Raw genomic sequence first — 23,734 nt, forward strand, 5'->3', positions numbered from 1 at the left:
ACTTGGGATAAAGACAGTGTTTTCAGTGGTTGGGATTTCGAAATCCCGTCGGCGCCATGCCGGTTATTTTTTTGAAACAGGCGCTAAAGTAATACTGGTTGGAAAAACCGGTTTTTTCACTGATTTCCCGTATGGAGAGTTCGGTGTTCATTAACAGCTCCTTCGCTGCCATAATCCGGGTGCTTCCGATTAAATCCACAATATTACCGCCGGTTGTTTCCTTAAATGCGGCGCTTAAGTGTGTAGGGCTGACATTTACGCTGGCAGCTATTTCATTCAGTCCAAGATCAGGATTGGCATAATTTAACTGAATATAGTTTTCTACCAGAGAGGCAAGCCGTTTTTGGTAACCGGATACAGAGGTGTCAAGCAGGCTTCCGGCCATGGCACAAAGCCTGAAGAACCATTGAAAGACCTCCTGTCCGGTAGAAAAACGCTTTAGATTACCCCAGTATTTCATTAAATCTTCGTCGAGAGAGGCAAGATCCACTCCCATTTTATAGAGAAAATTCAGCACTTTACCAGCCATATCGGAGATAAAAAAGAACAGACTGTCTCTGGATATGTGCAGCTTTAAGTACTCCTCATAGAGAGAGTCCAGATACTGCTCCAAACGGGGAACATCATTTTTACAGATCATGTTTATAATATATTTGCATTTTGATTCCAGATTCAGATCAGGAGTGGAATTTTCTGGGGGAAGATCCTGATAGCGGAGGATTGTCTCCTCTGGAAAAAAGAAACGGTATTCCAGCGCCAGTTTTGCGTTTTCGTAAGATTCCCGGATATCCCAGAAGGAGGCAACCGTATTACCAATGCCGACTGCCAGCTTGAACAGTGAAGCGCGTTCCAGGATGGGGGAGATCCGTTCCTCAGCAGCCGTCAGAAGCTGTACGGCCGAAGCTCTGCCTTTTCCAATAACCAAAACCAGAGAGTTTCCTTTGTGCAGGAGGTATGCGAGAGGAAAGTCTGCAAATTGCAGACCGATGTCATTTTCAAGAGACAGCAGATTCATATGGTAGCGCTGAAGGCCTAACGCATTTTTTAACTGGTTGGCATTTGTATTTTTAATCACGATGCATAAATGAAAATGGGATTCAATTGTAAGCGACAGAAAAACGGGATAGTCGCCGTAATTGTACTTTGCCTCCGCCGGCGCATGGTGCAGCACATCGTAGAAGAATTTTTCAACCATGGCCGGTTTACTGGCTTCCAGCTGACGCTTTGTCTGAAGGTCCAGATCGATCTGAGCCGCTGCTTTTGCAATGATACTGCTCAAATAAGCCAGATCGATGGGTTTTTCTATAAAATCGTAGGCCCCCAGTCGTATTGCTTCCTGGACATACTGAAAATCTTCATAGGCACTGATTAAGATTATCTTTATGGCCGGGTTCTGTTTCAACACTTCTTTAGCCATTTTCAGGCCTGACAGACCAGGCATTCGAATATCGGAAATAATGATGTCCACCGTCTCCGATGCGACGACTTCCTCTATCTGCAGTGCATCATAAAAAACGTGAGTCACAACGACATCAAGCTTGTGCCAGTCGATATTCTCTTTTAGAGATTCCGTTACAAGTTTATTATCGTCTATAATCAAAGCGTATTTAGACACAGTATTCCTCCTTATAAAATCTGTTTTAAATGAATGGTGAATGAGGTGCCGCAGCCAGGATGGCTTTCCAGCTGAATCGTATCACTGCCGGGGGCGAAATAGGGCGTGAGACGTACGTTTACGTTGCTGATTCCATAATTTTTGTCGTAGTCAGCCTGATGCTTTTGGAGTGTTTGCCGGATGTCTGCCAAACGCTCTTTATCCATTCCGATTCCGTTGTCAGAAATCCGGATCAGTATGGTATCCTCATCATAGTGAATCGAAATTACAATATGGAGAGAACTGTTGGAATCCGGAATCGCATGAATGATGGCGTTTTCCATAAAAGGTTGAAATATGAATTTACAGATTAAAAAATGTTCAATGCCATCTTCCGTCTCGAAGCTCCATGTGATTCGATTGGGTTTTGATACACAGATCAACTTTAAATACAACTCCGTTACTAAAAGCTCTTCGCGGATCGGTATTAAATGATCCGGATCATGTAGAAGGTGCCGGTAAAACTGAGACAGATTGGTAATCGTCTGACTGGCCAATTCCACTTTTCCGAGTGACTGACAGGAAACGATGGTGTTTAAGGTATTAAAAAGAAAATGAGGATTAATCTGGGACTGTAATAGCTGATACTTCAGCTTTTCTGTCTGCAGCGACATCTCCAGTATCTGTTTAAAGTATTCATCGTGTTCCAGTACCATGGTCTCGTAAGTGCCGGCCAGTTGATCAAGCTCATCTCTGTCACAGGCTGGGCGGCTGGTCATGGGGCGAAGAAGCTTTAGTATATCACGATTTTCACTGGCTTTTATGGATTCCATCACCTGGGAAAGTGTATGGAATCGGCGTGTAAATGTTTTTGATGCAGCAATTGATAAGCAGACAGTGCAGATAATTATCGAGCATATCGCCAATAGAAGAAAGGTAAGAATAAAATTACCATTTTGCCGGACATAGGAGAGCGGGATTTGTGTAATAAGCATCATGGAAGGATTGTCCAAGGGCTGTGCAACGAGGAGGGTGTCCCCTACGATAAAGGAATCTCTTGTTTCGTCCCACAGATTTACTTGGTCTGCGGCCAGCAGGCTTCCTATTTTCTTTTCATCACTGTGCATCAGGATCCGGTTGTCCTGATCGATGACGTAGCTTCTGCTGTCTGAGGTATCGATAGGGGAACTCAGTAATTCCGAGAATTCCGACAGTCGTAAATGGCAGGCAAAGGCATAATTTAAAGATCCTGTGTAAATATTACGGTATGCATTCCAACAGGTCATGACACTTTTGGGGATGGCTGAAAAGGCCGCAGGAAACTGTAAGTCCTTATTGGTGCGCCAAAAGGAGCGGGAACCGGCGTCAAAAAGCTCCTGTTCCGTCATGTTATAATCAGACAGCCGGTTTAACGGAAAAAAGTTAATTCCATTGCCGTTGGGATTGATGAAGCAGTCCTCCGGAAGAAAGACGGTTATCTGCAGGAGCTTAAACGTGCTCTTTATGGAGCCGATGCTGTTCCTGCTCTGCGAAAAGGCGGACAGGTATTCAGACAGGGGATAGAGCGGAGTCTTCTGCAGATGATACAGATAGAAGGATATCGAGTTAGAGAGGCTTTCTATCTGAGACAGCCGGTTGTTAATATTGATGGCGATCTGTCGGTTGGCAGCGCGGAGGGAATCAATGGTCCTGTTTTTTGACATGGAATAAGCCATATAGTAAGAGATCGAACTGGTTAAGAGCAGCGGAACGAGGCTGCATACTAAAGTAAGGCATACGAGTTTCTTATATACGGTGTTTAATTTCAAGTGGAACGAACTCAGAAATCTTTTTATGTTTTTTTTCATGGGAATCGGGAACCATCCTTACTGTTATGAACTGTGAATAAAAGCGTGATTTCATTATATCCAGCCCTATAATATAAGTCAATAATCACAACAATATTGGAGAAAACAGGTAAAAAATCTTAAAATCAGCATAAAAAAACATATTTCCACAGTCATATTTTTTGTCTATAATGTGCTTGTCTGACAAAACAAAACAAACAAGGAGGTACAGACTATGAAAAAGAGAGTCTTAAGCATTCTGCTGTGTGCAAGCATGACAGCCGGTTCTCTTGCAGGGTGTGCAGGGAAAACAAATGAAATAGGGGAAACCACAGGAAAGGAAGAACACGTTACCGAAGCTTCATCTGCAAAAGGGGAGACGTCTGGGGCGCAAATCACACTTTTCTGCGACGATGCGGCCACACAGGAGAACTTTCAGGATTATGTGGAGGCGGCGGAGCGTGCAACGGGTCTGAAGATTGAAGTACTTGCCATGCCGACTAATACAGACGACCGGACGGCTAAGGTTATGACAATACTTTCTTCCGGTGATGATACGGTCGATATCCTTTCCGTGGATCAAGAAATGATTCTCTCATTATCCGGAACCAATTATCTGGAACCGCTTAATGATGTGCTCACTCCGGAGGTTAAGGCAGTATATCCGGAATCATTCATTGAGATGAGTGATGGGAAAGGTGTTCCCATGTTTATGGAAATATTCTGTTTCTGGCTGAATTCCAAATACGTAAAGGAAGCCGGAATGGAATCCGTAAAGACGAGCGAGGAGTTTACGAAATTTTTAAAGGCGGTATCGAAGGAGGGTGTGTATGGCTACGGGGGCGGCTGGGAACAGACCTATGTATGGAACGATATAGGTGAGTTTGTAAACCTGTTCGGCGGTGATATGTACGACTGGTCCAATGAAAACACACAGGCAGCCGTAAAATTTATGAAAGAGATGGTTGACCAGGGGTATACACCTCTTTCACAGCTGGCGGATCAGTATACGGAATTGAATCAGCGTATTATGGACGGTTCATCCGCATCAATGCTGAATTACTCCAGCTTTATGCCAACGTATGATGCAGCCGGCAGATACGGAGAGGATGACATTTACATTGCCCCCATGCTGAATCTTGGGCAGGAGAAGACCTATGCCAATGGCTGGCAGTATGTGCTGAACGCTGCGTCACCGAATAAGGAAGCGGCAAAGGTTTTCTTAAGCTGGGCTGCAAGCCTGGAGGGACAGGAGACGTATGGCCGGACGTTTTCCAGACTTCCTGCAAGGACCGATGTCGTGGATGACCCGGATTTTACGGTACCGGGAATGGAGCAGCTAAAATCGTATCTGAAAACTACAACTCTGGTTCCTCGTCCGCTTCCGGTCAACTCGATGGAATATATCAACGATGTGGGTGCGCTGTTCCAAAAATATGTAAGTGATGAACTCAGCTTTGACGATTATATTGCAGGAATGCAGAAATGTATAAAAACGTATTTTCCAGATAAAGCAAAATAGTTCTGAGGAGGTAATGAATGAAGACAGAAAAAATAAAGAGTCCGGTAAAACGGACTCTTGGTGTAATAGGCTGGCTTCCATGGCTGATGATCCTTCCGGTGATCATAATCCGGTGTCTTACGACCCTTTATCCGGTCCTTATGACATTTATTAACAGTTTTCGTGATTTACATATTATTGGCGGAGGAACTGGAGCGTTTGCCGGCCTGAAAAATTATGCAAAGCTGCTGTCAGATGAAAAAATTGCCTCTTCCATGCAGTTTACCATTCTGTTTACCATTATTTCCATGACATTTCATATCGTGCTCGGCGTGATTCTTGCCATGATGCTGAATATGAAATTCAAAGGAAAAAAGTTTCTGAGAACGATTGTGCTGATTCCCTGGGCTATGCCGATGATCGTAGCGGGGCGCGCCGCCAGATGGGGATTCAATGGAACGTACGGATTCGTGAATGATTTGATTGGACGGCTGGTTTCGGGATTTCATTATGACTGGTTGATCCACGTGGATGCGGCAAGGCTTGCAGTGATTATCGTTGACTTATGGAAAGATATCCCTTTCTTCGCCATCCTCGTGCTGGCCTCCCTGCAATTCGTCTCTGCAGACATCTATGAAGCAGCCAAAATAGATGGGGCCGGAGCAGTCAAAAGTTTTTTCTATATCACGATTCCGAGTATTCTGAAAACAGTGATGACCATATCCATATTTTTTACAATGTGGCGTATTACAAGCTTCGAACTGGTCTATGCCATGACTTCAGGCGGACCGTATGATGGAACCTCTGTACTGTCTTATCGGATTTTGATTGAAGCGTTTAATAATCTGAATCTGGGATATGCATCGGCAATCGCTGTGGTACTGTTTCTTATAATGCTGGTATTGACCGGAATCAATCTGTTTGCAATCAAGAAAATATCGGATTAGGGGGCTAGAAATGGGACAACATTTGAAAAAGAAAGTTTTTAAAGTATTTCAATGGAGTTTGACGGTATTGACAGCGGCGATTATACTGATACCGCTTTACTGGATTTTTATTTCTTCCGTCAAACCGTCAACGGAGCTTTTTACCAATCCCATCCAATGGATTCCCCGTCATGTCACGTTAAAGAGCTACCAGACACTAATCCATACCGTGGGTATCTTCCCTCAAATCAAGAACACTCTGATCATAACGGGGGTAACCCTGATTCTGTCAACGGCCATCTGTATACTCGCTTCGTATGCCTTTGAGCGTTATCCTTCCAAGGGACTGTCCATGGCTTACGGACTGATCGTGTTTTCAGCTCTGATCCCTGGGATCGTGACGGCAAGACCGCTTTATGACTATCTGAGGAGTTTAAAACTGGTAGATACGTATCCGGGGCTGATTCTGCTCTATACCAGCTCCCTGATTCCGTTTACCATATTGATCCTTCGAAATTATTTGGGAAGCATTCCCATTGACATCGAGGAAGCGGCTGAGATCGACGGGGCAAATCATATGCAGAAACTTATGTTTGTGACTCTGCCGCTTATGAGGCCGGCTGTGGCAACTGTATGTATTATAAATTTTATAAGCTGTCTGAATGAGTTTTTTATCCCTCTGTTTTTCTCACAGAAGATCAAAGTACTGACTATTGGTATCTCAACCCTGCCAAGGGCCAATGCTTATGATGTGCCATGGGATTTATTAAGTGCCATGGGATGTGTGATTCTGGCGCCCATCATTATCTTTGTTATGATCTTCGAAGAAAATATTATGGATGGAATTATGGCAGGCGGCGTAAAGGCCTGAGCGCGGCGGAAAGCAATTTTCATGCACACTCGGAGCGGCATGAAAGAAAGGGAAATCGAACGATGTATTAGATTGATATGAGTCCTGCGAGACAGGAAAAAGACCGGAAAGAATTTGCAGGGGACATGCGGGAATCGGCCAGAAATCCGCTGGTTCCCGGGGCAAGAATCATCAGAGGAGGAGCGGCCGTCTCTGTTTATGACAACGAGACTGCCTGCAGAGAATGGAATTATCCTCTGAGCGAAGTGAATGACCTGGGTATCTTTTCCTACATGGAAAAAGAGGATGTGACGGATAACTGTCGGCCATGGGCGGTCCGGATGCATCCGGATATTACGGTTTATTACTATATACTGGAAGGCCGCGGAACCCTGATTCTGGGAAATGCCATGGGTGCGGCGGAGGAGCGTTTTGAATTCGGGGAACTTGAACTCGTCATTGTTCCGCGTGAAGTGCCTTACCGCATGGAAGGAGAATGGAAAGCCATCTGTTTTCATGCCAGGACAAGCGTTTATGGAAGTATGGCCGGTACCGTGCGTTTTCCCCATCCGGTCGTAACGCTTGACCGGCCGGAGAGGCCGGAAGAGGGGGAGGCGGCACATTTAAAGACACCAGGTACATATACGTGTTACAACCAGACAAAGACGATGGAAAGATCCTTTGGAAGAATCCTGGAAGCAGAGGAAATCCATAGGGAACAGACGGAGCCGGAGGCAGTAAACCGGCTGTACCGGGAAATTACCCCGGTGGATCCGCAGACTTCTGTGATGGATAACCGCAAAGAAGCGGAAAAAAATGGATCTGTCCTGGGGGCCAGGGTATTAAAACGAGTGGATGCTCCCCCGGTCTACAATGCCAATGCGGGGCTTAAACAGTCCAGCTATCCCCTCACATGGACCGATGATATTGCCATCTGCAATCTCGCTGAAAAATCAGCGGATTCTGACAGGGACAGGCCGTTTGATTCCCATTCCCATCCGGACATCGAAGAGTACAAGTTTATTCTGTCAGGCTCCGGCAGTGTCACGATCGGTGAAGGGGATGAAACCTGTGAGAGGGAATACTATGAGTTTAAAGCGGGGGATTTAGTGATCTTGCCAAGGGGGCTTGCTCATGCAGATGCCGGAGGCTACACCGCGCTCTACTTCCATGCGAAACAGAGCGTCTTTGGAAAAACACCGGGAGACAGTCTGTATCCCCATATTGCATACGTCTATACAAGGCCGCCGCGCCCCACAAAGGAAGAGGAAGAGGCGCTTAATGATCCGGGAACATTTATCAAGATGAATTCAAGAGAGACTTATAATGTATACTGTCCGAATCCGATTGTAAGAGTAGAGAAAAATCCTACGGATATGACTCATTTAAGGCCGGATTTATTTCCGCATACGGAGGAAAAAAGATGAAGCTGGGATTTGTCAGTGCGATATTAGCGGATTATACGTTTGAGGAGGTTATTGATTTTGCTTCTGAACATGGGTTCTCCTGCGTAGAGCTGGCATGCTGGCCGAAAGGGAACGTCTCCAGACGGTATGCCGGGGTAACGCATATTGACGTGGATAAGCTGGAGGAGCAGAATATTAACGCAGTCAGAGAGTACTGCAGGGAGAAAAAGGTAAGACTCTCTTCTATGGCTTATTATCCCAATCCGCTGGCGGAGAACAGGGAAGAAGCAAAGATTGCCGTCGCCCATCTGGAAAAGGTGATCGAGGCTTCGGCCAGACTGGGCATTTTAATGGTTACGACCTTTATTGGACGAAATCCTTCCAAGTCCCTGTCTGAAAACTTGGCCCTGTTCGAAGAGGTGTGGCGTCCGATCATCCGGTTGGCCGAAGACTGCGGCGTAAAAATTGGAATAGAAAACTGCCCCATGTTATTTACAGAGGATGAATGGCCGGGCGGACAGAATCTGGCGGTATCACCGGCAGTCTGGAGGGAAATGTTCCGGCGGATTGACAGTCCCTGCTTCGGCTTAAATTATGACCCGTCCCATCTGGTGTGGCAGCAGATGGATTATTTAAAACCAATATACGAGTTTCGGGATAAACTGTTTCATGTACATATCAAGGATATAAAAATATGGAAGGACCGCCTGGATGACAACGGCATACTGGCGGCGCCTCTTTCCTATATGACACCGAAACTTCCGGGACTTGGAGATGTGGAATGGGGGCGTTTCCTGTCGGCTCTGACGGATATCCGCTACGACGGAAGTCTCTGTCTTGAAATTGAAGACAAGTCATTTGAGGGATCGAAGGAATCCATCGAAGAAGCGATTCTGTTAAGTAAACGGTATATCAGTCAATTTGTATACGGAGGAAGGGAAGAATGGAGCAGATAAAGATTGGAATTATAGGAGCCGGATTTATCGGAAAACAGCATATCGAGGCAGTGCGGAGAATTCCGGGCCTTACGGTCCTGGCACTCTGTGATACAAATGAAAAAGCGGGCAGAGAAATCGCGCAGAATCTGGGCATCCCTGTGTTTTACAGCGATTACCATGAAATGATGAAGAACCCGGAGCTTGTATCCATACACAACTGCACACCAACCAATATGCATTTCGAGATTAACAGGGCGGCTCTGGAAGCTGGTAAACACATATACTGCGAAAAACCGCTGACAATGACTGTGGAAGAAGCGACGGAACTGATCAGACTGGCAAAGGAAAAGCACGTGTGTACAGGCGTCAATTTTAATTATCGGAACAATGTGATGGTTCACGAGATGAAGGACCGTGTCTGCAGACAGGCCATTGGGAAGGCTTTCATGGTATATGGGGAGTATTTACAGGACTGGCTGCTGTTCGATACGGATTATGACTGGCGGATGAATCCGGAGACCGGAGGAGTAAGCCGCGCAGTTGCCGATATTGGTTCCCATTGCTTTGATACCGCTCAATATGTGCTGGGCAGGCGGATTAAATCCGTATATGCAAATCTGATTCATCTGTATCCGGTCAGGAAAAAAACGGAAGAAGCTGCCGGTACTTTTGAAAAACCGGGACGGAACGGAAGACAGTATACGGAAATAGCCGTGCCTTCTGAAGACGCAGCCTTCGTCATGGCAGAGTTTGAAGACGGAATCCAGGGCCTTTTTTTTATTTCACAGGTATCAGCCGGAAAGAAAAACGGATTGGCCCTTACGGTCAATGGGACAGAAGCTTCTCTCACCTGGCAGCAGGAGCGGGCGGATCATCTGTTCATAGGGGAACGTGAAAACGGAAATGAGGATATCTATGCGTCAGTTCAGAATGTCGGGAGCTATGCGGCGCCGTGGATTGCTCTTCCGGCTGGCCATTCTGTTGGCTGGGCTGATGCATTCTGCAATGGCATCACATCGTTTTACGGGCATATAAAGAAGCCGGAGCTGCCGTTTGTGCACGCCGGTTTTGAAGATGGGCGCCAGATCATGAGAGTGGTTGATGCGTGCATTCGAAGCAATGCAGAAAAACGCTGGGTAACAATAGAATCATAGTGCATTGGAACAAAAACCAGGCTGGAATTACGGAAATCTGAATGGCATTTTATCTTTGACTGTGGTATGATAGAGAAAATTATAGGAAGGAGTAAAATTATGCCATTTATTAATTCCAAGGTAAGTGTGCCGCTTACGGACAGTGATAAGGAAACGCTGAAGGGTAAGCTGGGACAGGCAATATCCCTGATTCCGGGAAAATCAGAAAGCTGGCTTATGGTTGGCTTTGAGGACAATTATTCTCTTTATTTCAAGGGGAAGAACGATACGAAACTGGCTTATGTGGAGGTGAAGATTTTCGGCGGAACTACGGATGAAGCTTACGATAAGCTTACGGCCAGACTGTGTCAGATCTATGAGGAGGTGCTGGGGATTCCTCAGGATAAGATTTACATCAAATACGAGGAAGTGGAACACTGGGGCTGGAACGGCGCTAATTTCTAGGAGGAAAAACCTATGGAATTGTGGGATGTTTACGACGAGAACAGGAAACTGACCGGTAAGACACATGAGCGGGGCGTGCCGCTGGGACCTGGAGAGTACCATATTATAGCCGATGTCTGGACCGTGAACCAGAAATCGGAGATACTGCTCACCAGAAGGCACCCGGATAAGCCGTACGGCCTTTTGTGGGAGTGTACCGGAGGATCTGTGCTGACGGGTGAGAACAGCGTGGAAGGGGCGCTCCGTGAGCTCTCAGAGGAGATTGGAATCCACGCATCAAAGGACGAGCTTCATCTGATCCATTCCATCTGTTTAAAGGAGCGGTTCGTGGATACGTACATTACCCGCCAGAATGTGAATCTGGAAGATTTAGCGCTTCAGACGGAGGAAGTGGTAGATGCGAAGTTTGTCGTATTAGATGAGCTGATGGAGATGTGGCGTCAGGGAATCGTGGTTCCGAAATCCAGATTTCCGCTCTATAAAGATAAGATAGAGAGTTTCATCCGGCCGTCATGACTTCATGACGACCGAATGTGTATATTCGTTTTTCAAACGAGTATGATATTTTCCGGAAACGACGGCCTGGTAGAGGTGAGAACAGAACATATCCTTCTGAAACATCTCCCACGCCGTTCCTTCCAGAAGATTGCCGGCGTCGGCCGTTTTCGTAATGAGAGGGATGGTCCCTCTTTTTTTGATGTCTGAAAGGACCGCGGAAGCACCGCGGTTAAAGCCGAGGACACGGGCGTAAGGCGCATAATCTGCGGCGCGGCCGGCCATAATCTCCTGATCCGTGATGCCGAGCAGAAGATGAAGCAGGGCGCGGCTGATTCTGGTATAGGTGTACTGCCGGGTCTTCAGCGCGCCTATCCGGTCTTCAAAAGAAGAGAAGGAGAGAATCTCCTTCCTGATTCTGGCCGCTAAGTCATCCGAGACATCGAGATACTGCTCAAAGGGATCCGATGCCGCCGTCATGCGCAGCAGCGCCGTATTAAGCAGCGTCGAGAAATCATTTAAAAAGACTGGATAAGCCTGTTCCAGGAAGTGCCCGGCAAATGAAGGCATACCCTGGAGAACGGAGGTGGGAAGCCCCTCGCCGCTGTTTGATGCGTTTGCTTCCAGCTCTTTTCGAATCGCGGAGGCGGAGCAGAAGACGTCGGAAAATCCGGTGTCGTGATATCCGCTTCCCTGACGCAGGACCGTGATGGGCCGGATGGGGCTTTTTCGTCTTATGAGGGCCTTTGTATATTCGATTCCCAATATGTTGTTGGGAGAATCCAGGAGCTCTTTATCGAAGTCGCCGGTTAAAGAGAGTGCGTGCGCCCGAGCCTGGGGCCAGGTGAAGCCTTTTTTTAGCTGTTCCTTCAGTGCCGCCGTATAAAGGTCCGGTTCTGAGGCTAAAATAGAAGCAGCACGGGAAATTTCTTCCATATTGCCGCATTCGCTTCCAAAACAGACGGAACCGACAACGCCCAAGCGGTCCAGGAGCGCGATCCCACAGGCAGCGAAATCTTCCGCACTGCTGGCGGCGAAGATGGACGGCATCTCCAATACAAGATCGGCGCCGGCTTCCAGGGCCATGGCTGTTCTTGTGTATTTGTCGAAAATCGCTGGGGCGCCTCTCTGAACAAAGTCACCGCTCATGACGGCGACACAGTATTTAGCGCCGGCCAGTTCTTTGGCTTTTTGTATGTGCCAGGCATGTCCCTTGTGGAGCGGATTGTATTCCGCTATAATGCCGACGATGTAAGCATTTTCATTTTTCGTCATAAATTACGTCCTTTTTTTGCTGTTTTCCACTCTATTATGCAATTGTTTCATAAAAAATGCAAATTATTTCGAGACAGCACTTGAAAATTTTAATCAAAGCACATAGAATAGAAGCAGAATTGTAATATTCATTCATATTATTAAAAAAAACAGGAGAGAATATAGGTATGAAATTCTTGGTAGAAACGTCAGCGCGTCATGTACATTTAACTCAGGAACATCTTGAGATTTTATTTGGTAAGGGATATGAACTCACAAGAAAGAAAGATTTATCCCAGCCAGGACAGTATGCATGCGAAGAGAGAGTTACCATTGTAGGTTCCAAAAAAGAATTAGCCGGCGTATCCATCTTAGGACCGGTCAGAAAGGCAACGCAGGTAGAGCTTTCTTTAACAGATGCCCGTGCGATTGGCGTAGCGGCACCGATTAAGGAATCCGGAGACATCGCTGGAAGCGGAGCATGTAAGATCGTCGGACCATGCGGAGAGATTGAGATCGCAGAGGGCGTAATCGCTGCAAAGCGTCATATACATGCAACCAACGCAGATGCCGAGGCACTGGGCGTTAAGAACGGCGATATTGTCTCCGTTAAGGTTGATACAGACGGCAGAAGCCTTGTATTCGGCGACGTAGTAGTTCGTGTAAGCGACAGTTATGCGCTGGCTATGCATATTGACACGGATGAATCCAATGCCGCTGCCTGTGGCAGAGAACAGTACGGCGAAATCGTAAAATAATAAAAGGAGAAATACTGTAAAATGAAGATTTTAGTTATCAACTGTGGAAGTTCTTCCTTAAAATATCAGTTAATCGATATGGAGAACGAAGAGGTTTTAGCAAAAGGATTGTGTGAAAGAATCGGTATCGAAGGCTCCAATTTATCCCACAAGGCAGCAGGCAAGGAAGAACTGGAAGTTAAAAAAGAGATGCCGAATCACACGGTAGCGATCAAAATGGTCATGGACGCTCTGGTAGATCCGGAATACGGCGTGATCAAGGATACCAGCGAAATCTCTGCAGTCGGACACCGCGTACTGCACGCAGGGACTGTCTACAGCGACTCCATCGTTGTTAATGAGGATGTAAAGAAAGTAATCCGCGACTGCTTCGATTTAGGACCTCTTCACAATCCTGCAAACTTAATGGGAATTGAAGCGTGTGAGGAAGCGATGCCGGGAACACCGAACGTAGCCGTATTCGATACTGCATTTGGTATGAAGATGCCGGAGAAGGCAAGCTTATATGCGATTCCTTACGAATATTATGAGAAGTACAGCATTCGCCGTTACGGCTTCCACGGGACAAGCCACAGCTACGTATCCAAGGAAGCGATCAAGTACTGTGAATTAGACCCTGAGACAGCAAAAGTTATTGTCTGCCATTTAGGAAACGGCGCCAGCGTATCTGCTTCCATCGGCGGCAAGTGCGTTGATACCAGCATGGGATTAACTCCGTTAGAGGGCCTGATCATGGGTACCAGAAGCGGTGATATCGATCCGGCTGTCGTACAGTTTATCTGCAACAAAGAGGGCAAGGATGTCAATGAAGTCCTGAATATCCTGAATAAGAAATCCGGTATTCTCGGAATGTCTGGCGGCGTATCCAGTGATTTCAGAGATGTTCAGAAGGCACAGGGCGAAGGAAACCATAAGGCAGATGTTGCGATCCAGGCATTCATCTACCGTGTGGCTAAATACATCGGCGCATATGTAGCTGCTATGAACGGTGTTGACGCCATCGTATTTACCGCTGGTGTCGGTGAAAACGATAAGCCGATCAGAGGCGCTGTGTGCGAATATTTAGGATATCTCGGCATCGAGATCGATCCTGAAATCAACAAGGCAAGAGGAAAGAGAGTGACCATTTCCACTCCGGAATCCAAGGTAAAGGTATGCGTAATCCCGACCAACGAGGAGCTGTCCATCGCGAGAGAAACCTTAGCTCTTGTGAAATAAATGGTTGTTTAATATTGGAAATATTATGTTGACAAATGATGCGCGCCTGTGTATAATAGCATAGGTGCGTATTAATGGAGATTAATATGCTTATTAATTTGTCAGAGTTGTTTACCCTGGAAGGGAAAGAGAAAACTTATACACCCGATATTGAAATGGACATCTATCATTGCCCTAACGGCGATTATGAGGTGGCCTCCAAGGATAAGGTGGTTCTGCGAATTATGAATCTGGGAAACCGGAAGCTGGAAATTGAGGGGAAGGCAAAGCTTACTCTGAAAGTTCCGTGTGACCGCTGCCTCGATCCGGTGGAAGTACCATTGGAATTTGATATTATCCGCACTCTGGATTTGAATGAATCCGAGGAAGAGCGTGTAGAAGATCTCGATGAACAACCATATTTAAGTGGTTATAATCTGGATGTGGACCAGTTGGTTTGTGATGAACTCATACTGAATCTGCCTATGAAGGTTCTCTGCAGTGAAGACTGTAAGGGGATTTGTAATAGATGTGGAACAAATCTCAACCATGAGACTTGCGACTGCGATACAAGGTCTTTGGACCCCAGAATGGCGGTCATCCAGGATATTTTTAAACAGTTTAAGGAGGTGTAACCATGTCTATCTGTCCAAAGAACAAATCTTCTAAAGCTAGAAGAGACAAACGTAGAGCAAACTGGAAGATGAGTGCTCCGAACTTAGTTAAGTGCAGCAAGTGCGGCGAACTTATGATGCCTCACAGAGTTTGCAAGGCTTGCGGTTCTTATAACAAGAAAGAAATCATCAGCGTTGAAGACTAATTTTCAACAATCTCTATGACATGAACATGAAGTGCAATGAAGACCCCCGGAGGATTTCCTCCGGGGGTTTTTGTTTGTGGATTTGTATTATTGTTACGCTGTCGGTTATGATCGGACGGTACTCTGGTTATAAGCTGCAGACAGAAACAGGGGAGAACTTAACCGATATGGAAGGCCGCCAGCTCACTTGTCTCCGATGGAAGTTACAGAATCGATTGCAGTACTATTTTTTCCCAACTATCATTTCACTGGATATTTTTCAGCAATTGTGGTATTCTATTCTTAACAAGAACATATGTTTGCATTGGAGGCATCCAGCTATGAAAACATCTGAAAATCGAATCTATGCGGCCATCGACTTAAAGTCGTTTTACGCCTCTGTGGAATGCATCGAACGCGGGCTTGATCCGCTGACCACCAACCTTGTCGTGGCAGATGCAAGCCGGACGAGCAAGACGATCTGTCTCGCGGTTTCCCCGGCGCTCAAGTCCTATGGTATTCCGGGGCGTGCCAGATTGTTTGAGGTGATTCAGAAGGTGAAAGAGGCGGATCCGGCCCATTCCATCGACTATATCGTAGCACCACCCCGCATGGCGCTGTATATGGAATACAGTACAAGGATTTATAATATTTATCTGCGCTACATTGCGCCAGAAGATATCCACGTTTATTCCATAGATGAGGTGTTCGTGGATATGACCGACTATCTGCATACCTACAGGCTTACAGCCCGTGAGCTTGTCAGAAGGATGATCATGGATGTGTTAAAGGAGACTGGTATTACGGCCACGGCAGGCATAGGGACGAACCTGTACTTAGGGAAAGTCGCCATGGATATCGTAGCCAAACACATCGCGCCGGATGAGAATGGGGTCAGAATCGCGGAACTGGATGAGGATTCCTACCGCCGCATATTATGGACACACAGACCGCTTATGGATTTTTGGCGAGTGGGGCGTGGGTATGCAAGGAAGCTGGAGGCCGCCGGTTTGTATACCATGGGGGACATTGCCAGATGCTCCCTGGGGAAGCCGACGGATTACCATAATGAGGAGCTGCTCTACAAGCTGTTCGGCATCAACGCAGAGCTTCTCATAGACCATGCGTGGGGCTGGGAGCCCTGTACGATGGCAGACGTGAAGGCTTATAAACCGGAGACGAACAGCACCGGCGCCGGCCAGGTGCTGCAGTGTCCCTACGACTATGCGAAGGCGAGACTGATCGTCCAGGAGATGACAGATCTGCTGGTGCTGGATTTGGTAGATAAGGGCCTTGTAACAGATCAGGTGGTGCTGACTGTGGGCTACGATATTGAGAATCTGACGAGGCCTGAGATCAGTAAAAAGTATAAGGGAGCTGTCACCACAGACCACTACGGCCGCAGGGTTCCGAAACACGCACATGGAACGGTGAATCTAAACCGGCAGACTTCTTCCACAAAACTGATCATGGATGCCGCCATGGATCTGTACGACAGGATCGTTGATCAGGATCTGCTGGTCCGCAGGATTTACATTACCGTGAATCATGTGGTGGAGGAAAGCAGCATTTCAAGGCAGGAGAGCTTTGAACAGATGGATCTGTTTACCGATTACGAGGCTCTTCAAAAGCAGAGGGAGCGGGAAGAGCAGGAGCTGGAACGGGAAAGACAGCTTCAGAAGGCTGTCCTGGATATTAAGAAGAAATTCGGGAAAAATGCCCTCTTAAAAGGTATGAACCTCGAAGAGGGGGCTATGACAATCGAACGCAACCACCAGATCGGCGGCCATAAGGCGTAAGAGCACTCTTGGAAACTCCCTTGCGCCCATCTTTGTGGCTGATTTTCCGCCAGATGTACACAAATTTATTCAACGTACATGCCGTGTACGCCTCGTAAATTTGTGTACATCTGACGAAAAACCATCTCACAAATCTGGGCACAAGGAGTTTCCAAGAGTACTCCGTAATTATACAGGAGGCATCCATGCAGAGAGAGAAGGATCGACCAGATCGCTATGACGACATCATTCATTTGCCCCATCATGTTTCCACTATACATCCCAGCATGGCGGTATCTGACCGCGCGGCGCAGTTTTCTCCGTTTGCGGCACTGACCGGCCATGATGCGGCCATTCAGGAAACGGCGCGGCTGACTGACCAGAAGATTGAACTTGATGAAAACAGCAAGGAGATTCTGAATGATAAACTGCTGCTGTTGATAGAAAAAATAAAGGAACAGCCAGCCGTAACGGTCATCTTTTTCGTTGCAGACGAGCGAAAAGCCGGCGGCTCCTATGTCACTGTCCATGGCCGTGTCAGGAAAGTGGATCGTTACAGTGAAGTACTGATTTTGCTGGATGGAACGGTAATTCCCCTTGATGATATTGTAGAAATAGAAGGCGGGGCGTTATGTACTGTGGACTTCAGCTCTTATTGATAAATTCCATCACCGTTTCAAGCCAATCACAGAACATTCCGTTTATGAATATGAAACAGTTCCGGTCTTTGTGTGCAAATAAATGCTGCAGCGCCAATGAGAATCATGGCACATTTTCCTGTCACGGCTGACAGCGGCATGGAAAACGCGGGATCCAGGTATTCCAGTGTCAGCGGGTACTGAGAGAAAAGAGCGCCGCTGTAGAGATCGAGGCTGTTGGGAAGCGGGAGAAAGCCTGTTCCGAATACCAGAGCCATCATTGGAAAAAGCAGGGAGGCGTGAATTTGTCCCGCCAGCAGACCGGTTCCCAGCAGAAGGATCATCGGAGGCAGGACCGCCGCCAGCGCTGGCACCACGTACTCACCGACAGGCACGTCCCTGCCGAATAAGGCCAGCAGGAATCCAATTCCCAGGGCAGCCAGAAGAAGCACCAGCAAAAACCAGGCCGCGGCCGCAGCGCCGCATTTTATGAGCCGGTAGACACCCGGATTCTGCGCCGCCGTGGTGGTCAGCACAGCTGTGCGGCGAGCCGTATTGCTGCACTGGTTCCACACAAGGAACAGCAGGGCCACACAGAGCAGGGGCAGTAGCTGTGACAGATAGCTGCCAAAACTCCAGGGGGAAAAGGGCGCGGTATGGGCTGTGCCCAGAATCGTTGTGGTATTTAATATCTGCCATCCATACCAGATGGTTACGGCGCCTAAGCCGAGGTAAAATTTGCTGAACACCATACGGCGCAGCTCATATCGGAATATCTTATTCACGTTCCACCTCCCCTTTCTTTAAGCCACAGGCATCTAAAAAATCCTTCAGCGTGATCATATCGGACGATCCAGAGGCCTGCCTGGTGTAGAGTTCGGACCAGATTTCATCAATTTTCTGCGGACCTGCCTTCTCGGCGGCGCGGTAGATCATCAGGGCGTTGCCGTCATACCAGTTAGCGCTGCTTTCGGAGGCCAGAATCTCATTTGAGTAGCGTTTTGGAAGGCGGTCTAAGTATTCCGGATGGCGCTGATAAAAGGACGCGTGCTGATCCTCCATGACAGCCTTCCATTTGTCTGTATAGTTTTCCCGGGCATAGTCTTCGCCCATAATTTCTCTCATAAGACGGTAGGTGGTATAGACGGTGATTCCCTCGTCATTCCAGTCCTCGTCCTCCGGATCATACAGCGTTGCGCCTAAGCCCCACCACTGGTGGATGATTTCATGGGCCAGGACCTCGGCGCTGGCCGGTCCTTTGTCCGGATTGCCCAGATTCTCGTCGCTGAAGTACGTTTCCCCCATGCCGCTGATGCTGCGGTTAGCAAAACCACCGAATTGAAATGCAGTCAGCTGGACGATCTTAAACGGTTTGTCTTCGGTAAAGGAACGGGGACCATAGTGACTGGTGCAGTAGGCGATGGCCTGTTCCATCAGCTCCAGGGCTCCGTTTTCCAGGCGTGACTGGTATTTTTTGCTGTAGTAAAACTGGATAGGCATACCGCTGCCTGTAGCCAGCTCTTTATAGACATAGTCTCCGGCAAACAGCTGGATCCGCTCGGTTCCCTGATCGGTAATGACCCAGCTGACGGTCCCGTCACGGTTATCGGAAAGCTGCTTTGGAGAACCGGTAGAGACGGGAGTCATAGCAGCCGGCAGCGTGATGGTTAAGGTGACAGGCGTATCTTCATCCTCCACGGGGGCGCAGCCTGCTACTGTGGGAGCGAGATGGTGGCTTGCAAGATAAATGCCTCTGCTGCTGATGTAGTTTCCGGACAGCTCCCGTTCCTGCGCATTCCAGATGCGGGGCATGCCTCCGTATGTAATCACAAGGCTGATTTCCTCATCCGCAGGCAGCGTACACCGCAGCTCTCTGGAAGCGATATAGTCATTTTTCAGATCCTCGAAAGGAAGCGGCTCCCCATTTGCAGTGATGGAACGGACACGATAGCCACTGTTTAAATTAAAGTAAAGCTCCTGTGGACTGCCGGAATTGTTGCGAATCTGCCAGGAGGCTTCCCCCGATAGAGTCCCCATCAGGAAGCTGTCGATGGTCACGCTCAGGGATGTACTCTCTGTGGTCAGATGTTCATGAAAACGATCGGCTGTCTCCATGGAAATCCAGTCCTCGGGACAGTGGTCTATAAAGGGCTGCCTGTTCCATAAGACAGCACCCAGAAGCAGAAGCAGTATGGAGAAAATAGGGAGTACCGGTCTTTTGATTCTGTGAATCAGGGAACCGGCCGCCCCTTTTCCGTACTGCCGGACACACAGAAGAGAGAGAAGCCAGCCGCCGCCCAGCAGGCACAGCCAGACCAGACGGCTGTAGAACGCGGTGCGCCATACGACAGCGCTCCCGAAGGCGTCGGACAGGGTGGAAACCAGAGGAATATTCCAGTGAGCGAGAAAATACTGGCTGCACCAGCGGCTGCGCGAAAAGATCACAGCCGCCAGCAGTGCAAGAACGCTCACATCCAGCCGTCCGGTTATCTGAATCGCCATGGCGGCAGCCAGAGTCCCCATGACAGGACCTGACAGCAGAAATAAGAGAACGGCCAGCCAGTAATCTGAGAAGGAGAACACGATATTTAATTTCCACATGGTGTACGGAAGGTAGAGAATCCCGATAGCCAGGGACGTCAGGACAGCCAGACTCAACACAGCCAGCAGTCGTATGGCGTGCATCTTCACAGGCGGGATAATCGTCTCTATGAGGGCTGCAGTGCCGCTCCGGGCGGGCTGATCCAGGGCCGCAAGGATCAGCAGGGCGAAGAGAAGCGTCCCTGCCATTCCGCCGGTCAGCATCGGATTCGCCAGATAGAGCGCGCCCATGGAATCTCCGAAGGTAGGATGATAAAAGGAATAGCCGGCAATGGGGGCCAGCGCGGTCAGTGCGGCGGCCAGCCAGGCCAGACGGTTCCGCATGAGACGGCCGAATTCCACACGAAAGAGTGAGGAGGCATTCATATTATTGCCCCTCCTTTGTGATGAGGTAGAGATAAGCGTCCTCCAGTGTGGGTTCTGCCGCCTCGGCCTCCGGTGGAAGAGTCTTTGCCACGCCGCGGCAGAGCACACCCTTTGCCGTATTGATCCGGGAGGTGATGTGAAGGCTAGAATCTCTGCGTATACTGGCAGCGCAGGGAAACATGCCCACATGCCCGGAAGCCTGACGGATCAGCTCCTCGGGAGTACCTGTGAAAAGGATACGGCCATGGTCGATGATGATGAGACGGTTGCACACAGACTGTACATCGTCGATGATATGAGTGGACAACAGCACCAGTTTGTTCTGCGCCGTTTCTGAAAATAAGTTCCGAAAACGAATACGTTCCTCGGGATCCAGGCCTACGGTAGGCTCATCGAATATCAGGAATTCAGGCATTCCCAACAGAGCCTGTGCGATTCCTACCCGCTGGCGCTGTCCGCCGGACAGAGTCCGTATACGGGTTTTGCGCAGTTCCTTTAAGCCAGTGGCAGCGAGCGCCTCGTCAATAGCGGCTCTGCTGTCAGAACAGCCCTTGAGAGCAGCCATATAGTCCAGAAACTGCCAGACCGTAAGCTCGTCGTAAAGTCCGAAATGCTGGGGCAGGCAGCCGAGTTTTGCCTTTAAAGCTCGTTCACATTTCACCAGGGGCTCGCCGTCAACGGTTATATCTCCTGAGGACGGCAGAAGCCCTGCGACCAGCAGCTTCATCAGCGTTGATTTTCCGGCGCCGTTGGGGCCGAGAAGGCCAATGAGGCTTGGACTTTCCATCGTCAGGCTGATATCGTGAAGCGCCTGCTTTCCTGTTGGATAGATCATGTTTACATGTTCAATAGTGATCCGCATATTGTTTTTCCTCCTGCGTTTATTCCCATTGATTATAAATGATCCATTTGGAGGTGAGGTGGATTTTATGTGTAGTTTTCATGGAGACTGTCGATTTTTTGATAACTGAAATTCACCGTCACCCGGACTCCGATTCCGGTATTCATGACCGTGCACACGGCCTCATGACGGTCCAGAATCGTCCTGGCAAGATAGAGCCCGAGACCGCTGCCTCCGGTTTCACGGCTGCGGGATGCTTCTACCCGGTAAAAGGGTTCAAAGAGGCGGGGGAGTGATTCTGGTGGGATGTGGACTCCGCTGTTCTCTATGTCCAGAATAAACCCCGTGTCCTTTTCGGAGAGAGTGACTGAAATAAGAGCCGCGTCCGGTGAGTATTTCAGCGCATTGGTCAGCAGGTTGGATATGGCGCAGCTCAACAGGACCCGGTCTCCCTGGATCACGGCTTTTGGCGGTAAAGAGACGGATATCTGTTGTTCTTTCAACTGTGCGAAATCTTCGGCCAGGTCAAGCTGTTCCTGAATCAGTTCCGTCAAGCTGACCGGATCGCTGCGGACAGCGGAGTCGTCCTGTTCCATACGGAAAATCGTCAGCATTTCCTGAATCAGCTTCTCCATGCGGCCGGTTACAGCGAGAGAACGGGCCAGATATTTATCCCGGTCCTGATAGATGTCCACCCCGGCCAGCATACCGGAAAGCTGTCCTTTCAGGACTGTAATCGGTGTTTTCAGTTCGTGGGAAGCGGCGGCAAAAAAGGCGGACCGGCGGCGTTCCATCTCGCGTTCGCGGTCGATGTCCTGCTGAAGAGAATCGTTCGCGTCCCGGAGTTCGGACAATGCCTCTCTGAGATGGTCGGAGAGTTCATTTAAATTTCTGCCAAGCATACCGATTTCATCTTTTCGTGTCTCCGGACATTTCCAGTCGAAATCGAGGGACGCCAGCTTTCGGGAGATAACGCTGAGCCTGACAATGGGCCGGGTGATGCAGCGGGAGTAAAAAAGAGCCCCCAGCAGGGAAATGACAAGCATGATCAGAATAAGACAGGGCAGCACGCGCCGCATGGCCTCGGAGGTCTCATTGACAGCGGAAACGCGGATAACGACGCTTAAATCATACGGCTTGCCGCTTCCCTTAAACGTTACGGCCGCATCCCAGTCTGTACTCGTATATTCCACTTCCGAGGAATCGGCAAAGACTGCGGTAGCAGTGGAACGGCATGTGGATACGGAAGAGCCATCGTCTTCTATGATGACTGAATCCACAGCATCCTCCTCCGGTGCATTGCCGGGCAGGAGGGACGTTTCTCCGTCCCCGGCCGTAATCCGAATCTCCGCGTTGTTCTCCTTCTCAAAACGGGAGATCAGCGGACCGCTTTCCTCAAAGGGCGTTTCCGCCAAATCACTGATCAGCCGGTCCACCTTTTCGTTTAAATTATCGGCAATGATGGAGCGGTAGGATATCGGCGTCGCCCATGCGAGGAAGAGATAGGTTACACTGCTGGATATGAGCAGAATCACGATCGTCATCAAGAAAATGCGCGCAGTCAGACTTGTCCGGATATCAATGAATCTTTTCAACACGGTATCCCACCCCCCTTACCGTTTCAATATAGTCACGGTTCAGCTTCTTTCGCAGATTTTTGATATGGCTGTCCACGATGCGCTCATCACCGATAAAATCGTAATTCCACAGTTGTCCCAACAGCACAGAACGGGTCAGAACGCGCCCCTGATTCTGTAAAAGCTCTTTTAAAAGTTCAAATTCCCGGGTGGTCAGATCGAGCAATACTCCATCTACGGTTACCCGGTACGCGTCTAAGTCCATGACGATGTCACGGTAGATGAGCTGACGGCTTTCTGCATCAGACCCGGTCCGGCGCAGGACCGCGGCAATTTTTCTCAAAAGTATGGGCATGGAAAATGGTTTTGTCACGTAGTCATCGATCTGCAGATCGAATCCGCGGATCTGTTTTTCCTCTGTATCCAGAGCCGTCACCATGATGACCGGCACATCAGATTCCCTGCGGATGAGCTCGCATACGCCGTAGCCGTCGATCTTGGGAAGCATTAAGTCCAGCAGGATCAAATCCCAGCTTTCCCGGTGGAAACAGTCCATCGCCTGGATTCCGTCACTGGCCGCAGACACGCTGTAACCGGCATCACGCAGATATGCACAAAGCATTTCCTGAATATCGGGTTCGTCTTCAATAACTAAAATTCGTTTCATAGGTTACTCCTCCTGTAAGCCAGTATATCATGGCTCTTTGAATTTTGCGTGGAGTTTTCTGAGATTCTTACTTTAAATTATTTGTTTAAATACAGTTATATTGGCAGGAATAGAATGTAAACTT

The 23,734-nt window shown here is 48.5% G+C and carries 22 protein-coding genes; 14 read left to right on the forward strand and 8 right to left on the reverse strand.

The genetic code is table 11. The features are described from left to right. Nucleotides 1-22 precede the first annotated feature (22 nt). On the reverse strand, nucleotides 23-1,615 hold the full coding sequence (locus M1L66_RS15895; RefSeq protein ID WP_434694077.1) for a response regulator: 1,593 nt from the start codon (nucleotides 1,613-1,615) through the stop codon (nucleotides 23-25). 11 nt (nucleotides 1,616-1,626) lie between these two features. Continuing rightward, the gene (locus M1L66_RS15900) at nucleotides 1,627-3,441 is read right to left on the reverse strand and encodes a sensor histidine kinase (protein ID WP_187022172.1); all 1,815 of its coding nucleotides are present in this window, start codon (nucleotides 3,439-3,441) and stop codon (nucleotides 1,627-1,629) included. 214 nt (nucleotides 3,442-3,655) lie between these two features. Between M1L66_RS15900 and M1L66_RS15905 the strand changes: the two genes are divergently transcribed. The 8 genes from M1L66_RS15905 (at nucleotide 3,656) to M1L66_RS15940 (ending at nucleotide 11,155) form a co-directional block, all read left to right on the forward strand. Then, nucleotides 3,656-4,942, forward strand: coding sequence for an ABC transporter substrate-binding protein (locus M1L66_RS15905; protein WP_187022171.1), 1,287 nt, complete (start codon nucleotides 3,656-3,658; stop codon nucleotides 4,940-4,942). A 17-nt stretch (nucleotides 4,943-4,959) separates the two neighbouring features. Beyond that, entirely contained in the window at nucleotides 4,960-5,868 is a 909-nt protein-coding gene (locus tag M1L66_RS15910) for a carbohydrate ABC transporter permease (RefSeq protein ID WP_434694081.1), read from the forward strand. 10 nt (nucleotides 5,869-5,878) lie between these two features. Beyond that, a complete protein-coding gene (locus tag M1L66_RS15915) occupies nucleotides 5,879-6,718 on the forward strand; it encodes a carbohydrate ABC transporter permease (protein WP_242352447.1) in 840 nt (279 codons plus the stop codon). Nucleotides 6,719-6,795: 77 nt separating this feature from the next. Next, complete coding sequence (locus tag M1L66_RS15920) at nucleotides 6,796-8,124, forward strand: hypothetical protein (protein WP_434694083.1); 1,329 nt, start codon at nucleotides 6,796-6,798, stop codon at nucleotides 8,122-8,124. Beyond that, the gene (locus M1L66_RS15925) at nucleotides 8,121-9,059 is read left to right on the forward strand and encodes a sugar phosphate isomerase/epimerase family protein (RefSeq protein ID WP_187022167.1); all 939 of its coding nucleotides are present in this window, start codon (nucleotides 8,121-8,123) and stop codon (nucleotides 9,057-9,059) included. The genes M1L66_RS15920 and M1L66_RS15925 overlap by 4 nt, the downstream gene beginning before the upstream one ends. Continuing rightward, a complete protein-coding gene (locus M1L66_RS15930) occupies nucleotides 9,047-10,195 on the forward strand; it encodes a Gfo/Idh/MocA family protein (protein WP_434694086.1) in 1,149 nt (382 codons plus the stop codon). The genes M1L66_RS15925 and M1L66_RS15930 overlap by 13 nt, the downstream gene beginning before the upstream one ends. A gap of 99 nt (nucleotides 10,196-10,294) precedes the next feature. Further along, on the forward strand, nucleotides 10,295-10,639 hold the full coding sequence (locus M1L66_RS15935) for a phenylpyruvate tautomerase MIF-related protein (protein ID WP_187022165.1): 345 nt from the start codon (nucleotides 10,295-10,297) through the stop codon (nucleotides 10,637-10,639). A 12-nt stretch (nucleotides 10,640-10,651) separates the two neighbouring features. Beyond that, nucleotides 10,652-11,155 (forward strand): NUDIX hydrolase, encoded by a 504-nt coding sequence (locus tag M1L66_RS15940; protein ID WP_434694089.1) that lies wholly within the window; start codon nucleotides 10,652-10,654, stop codon nucleotides 11,153-11,155. Here the strand turns inward: M1L66_RS15940 and M1L66_RS15945 are convergent. After that, nucleotides 11,150-12,409 (reverse strand): nucleotidyltransferase, encoded by a 1,260-nt coding sequence (locus M1L66_RS15945; protein WP_434694091.1) that lies wholly within the window; start codon nucleotides 12,407-12,409, stop codon nucleotides 11,150-11,152. The genes M1L66_RS15940 and M1L66_RS15945 overlap by 6 nt on opposite strands. A 167-nt stretch (nucleotides 12,410-12,576) precedes the next feature. Between M1L66_RS15945 and M1L66_RS15950 the strand changes: the two genes are divergently transcribed. The 6 genes from M1L66_RS15950 (at nucleotide 12,577) to M1L66_RS15975 (ending at nucleotide 17,579) form a co-directional block, all read left to right on the forward strand. Next, nucleotides 12,577-13,146, forward strand: a complete 570-nt coding sequence (locus M1L66_RS15950) for a PduL/EutD family phosphate acyltransferase (RefSeq protein ID WP_002604252.1) — start codon at nucleotides 12,577-12,579, stop codon at nucleotides 13,144-13,146. 21 nt (nucleotides 13,147-13,167) lie between these two features. Beyond that, nucleotides 13,168-14,364, forward strand: coding sequence for an acetate/propionate family kinase (locus tag M1L66_RS15955; protein ID WP_187022162.1), 1,197 nt, complete (start codon nucleotides 13,168-13,170; stop codon nucleotides 14,362-14,364). Nucleotides 14,365-14,450: 86 nt separating this feature from the next. Then, nucleotides 14,451-14,978: a YceD family protein gene (locus M1L66_RS15960; protein WP_187022161.1), complete on the forward strand. Its 528-nt coding sequence runs from the start codon at nucleotides 14,451-14,453 to the stop codon at nucleotides 14,976-14,978. 2 nt (nucleotides 14,979-14,980) lie between these two features. Then, the gene (gene rpmF / locus M1L66_RS15965) at nucleotides 14,981-15,163 is read left to right on the forward strand and encodes a 50S ribosomal protein L32 (protein ID WP_002604249.1); all 183 of its coding nucleotides are present in this window, start codon (nucleotides 14,981-14,983) and stop codon (nucleotides 15,161-15,163) included. A gap of 320 nt (nucleotides 15,164-15,483) precedes the next feature. Continuing rightward, nucleotides 15,484-16,941: a DinB/UmuC family translesion DNA polymerase gene (locus M1L66_RS15970; RefSeq protein ID WP_434694098.1), complete on the forward strand. Its 1,458-nt coding sequence runs from the start codon at nucleotides 15,484-15,486 to the stop codon at nucleotides 16,939-16,941. Nucleotides 16,942-17,126: 185 nt separating this feature from the next. Continuing rightward, nucleotides 17,127-17,579 carry a hypothetical protein gene (locus M1L66_RS15975; protein ID WP_434694099.1) on the forward strand — a complete coding sequence of 151 codons (453 nt, stop codon included), beginning with the start codon at nucleotides 17,127-17,129 and terminating at the stop codon, nucleotides 17,577-17,579. Between the two features lie 26 nt (nucleotides 17,580-17,605). Here M1L66_RS15975 and M1L66_RS15980 read toward each other — a convergent pair whose 3' ends face one another. From M1L66_RS15980 to M1L66_RS16000, 5 genes are all read right to left on the reverse strand, one after another. Beyond that, the gene (locus M1L66_RS15980) at nucleotides 17,606-18,343 is read right to left on the reverse strand and encodes a hypothetical protein (protein WP_434694100.1); all 738 of its coding nucleotides are present in this window, start codon (nucleotides 18,341-18,343) and stop codon (nucleotides 17,606-17,608) included. Continuing rightward, complete coding sequence (locus tag M1L66_RS15985) at nucleotides 18,336-20,525, reverse strand: M1 family aminopeptidase (protein WP_434694101.1); 2,190 nt, start codon at nucleotides 20,523-20,525, stop codon at nucleotides 18,336-18,338. Before M1L66_RS15985 ends, M1L66_RS15980 begins: the two co-directional genes overlap by 8 nt. A 1-nt stretch (nucleotide 20,526) precedes the next feature. After that, nucleotides 20,527-21,387 (reverse strand): ABC transporter ATP-binding protein, encoded by an 861-nt coding sequence (locus tag M1L66_RS15990; RefSeq protein ID WP_434694103.1) that lies wholly within the window; start codon nucleotides 21,385-21,387, stop codon nucleotides 20,527-20,529. A 65-nt stretch (nucleotides 21,388-21,452) separates the two neighbouring features. After that, the gene (locus tag M1L66_RS15995; protein ID WP_434694105.1) at nucleotides 21,453-22,964 is read right to left on the reverse strand and encodes a sensor histidine kinase; all 1,512 of its coding nucleotides are present in this window, start codon (nucleotides 22,962-22,964) and stop codon (nucleotides 21,453-21,455) included. After that, nucleotides 22,945-23,610, reverse strand: a complete 666-nt coding sequence (locus M1L66_RS16000; protein ID WP_434694106.1) for a response regulator transcription factor — start codon at nucleotides 23,608-23,610, stop codon at nucleotides 22,945-22,947. The genes M1L66_RS15995 and M1L66_RS16000 overlap by 20 nt, the downstream gene beginning before the upstream one ends. Nucleotides 23,611-23,734: the final 124 nt, after the last annotated feature.

Source organism: Hungatella sp. SB206 (assembly GCF_051132295.1).
Taxonomy (GTDB): domain Bacteria; phylum Bacillota; class Clostridia; order Lachnospirales; family Lachnospiraceae; genus Hungatella; species Hungatella effluvii.

Excerpts from the sequence above, each read along its gene's own strand:
- M1L66_RS15940 (WP_434694089.1), top strand. The coding sequence starts at position 10,652 with ATGGAATTGTGGGATGTTTACGACGAGAACAGGAAACTGACCGGTAAG.
- M1L66_RS15925 (WP_187022167.1), top strand. The coding sequence starts at position 8,121 with ATGAAGCTGGGATTTGTCAGTGCGATATTAGCGGATTATACGTTTGAG.
- rpmF (WP_002604249.1), top strand. The coding sequence starts at position 14,981 with ATGTCTATCTGTCCAAAGAACAAATCTTCTAAAGCTAGAAGAGACAAA.
- M1L66_RS15960 (WP_187022161.1), top strand. The coding sequence starts at position 14,451 with ATGCTTATTAATTTGTCAGAGTTGTTTACCCTGGAAGGGAAAGAGAAA.
- M1L66_RS15900 (WP_187022172.1), bottom strand. The coding sequence starts at position 3,441 with ATGAAAAAAAACATAAAAAGATTTCTGAGTTCGTTCCACTTGAAATTA.
- M1L66_RS15905 (WP_187022171.1), top strand. The coding sequence starts at position 3,656 with ATGAAAAAGAGAGTCTTAAGCATTCTGCTGTGTGCAAGCATGACAGCC.
- M1L66_RS15930 (WP_434694086.1), top strand. The coding sequence starts at position 9,047 with ATGGAGCAGATAAAGATTGGAATTATAGGAGCCGGATTTATCGGAAAA.
- M1L66_RS15950 (WP_002604252.1), top strand. The coding sequence starts at position 12,577 with ATGAAATTCTTGGTAGAAACGTCAGCGCGTCATGTACATTTAACTCAG.
- M1L66_RS15935 (WP_187022165.1), top strand. The coding sequence starts at position 10,295 with ATGCCATTTATTAATTCCAAGGTAAGTGTGCCGCTTACGGACAGTGAT.
- M1L66_RS15955 (WP_187022162.1), top strand. The coding sequence starts at position 13,168 with ATGAAGATTTTAGTTATCAACTGTGGAAGTTCTTCCTTAAAATATCAG.
- M1L66_RS15945 (WP_434694091.1), bottom strand. The coding sequence starts at position 12,409 with ATGACGAAAAATGAAAATGCTTACATCGTCGGCATTATAGCGGAATAC.
- M1L66_RS15970 (WP_434694098.1), top strand. The coding sequence starts at position 15,484 with ATGAAAACATCTGAAAATCGAATCTATGCGGCCATCGACTTAAAGTCG.
- M1L66_RS16000 (WP_434694106.1), bottom strand. The coding sequence starts at position 23,610 with ATGAAACGAATTTTAGTTATTGAAGACGAACCCGATATTCAGGAAATG.
- M1L66_RS15985 (WP_434694101.1), bottom strand. The coding sequence starts at position 20,525 with ATGAATGCCTCCTCACTCTTTCGTGTGGAATTCGGCCGTCTCATGCGG.
- M1L66_RS15990 (WP_434694103.1), bottom strand. The coding sequence starts at position 21,387 with ATGCGGATCACTATTGAACATGTAAACATGATCTATCCAACAGGAAAG.
- M1L66_RS15915 (WP_242352447.1), top strand. The coding sequence starts at position 5,879 with ATGGGACAACATTTGAAAAAGAAAGTTTTTAAAGTATTTCAATGGAGT.
- M1L66_RS15910 (WP_434694081.1), top strand. The coding sequence starts at position 4,960 with ATGAAGACAGAAAAAATAAAGAGTCCGGTAAAACGGACTCTTGGTGTA.
- M1L66_RS15920 (WP_434694083.1), top strand. The coding sequence starts at position 6,796 with ATGAGTCCTGCGAGACAGGAAAAAGACCGGAAAGAATTTGCAGGGGAC.
- M1L66_RS15975 (WP_434694099.1), top strand. The coding sequence starts at position 17,127 with ATGCAGAGAGAGAAGGATCGACCAGATCGCTATGACGACATCATTCAT.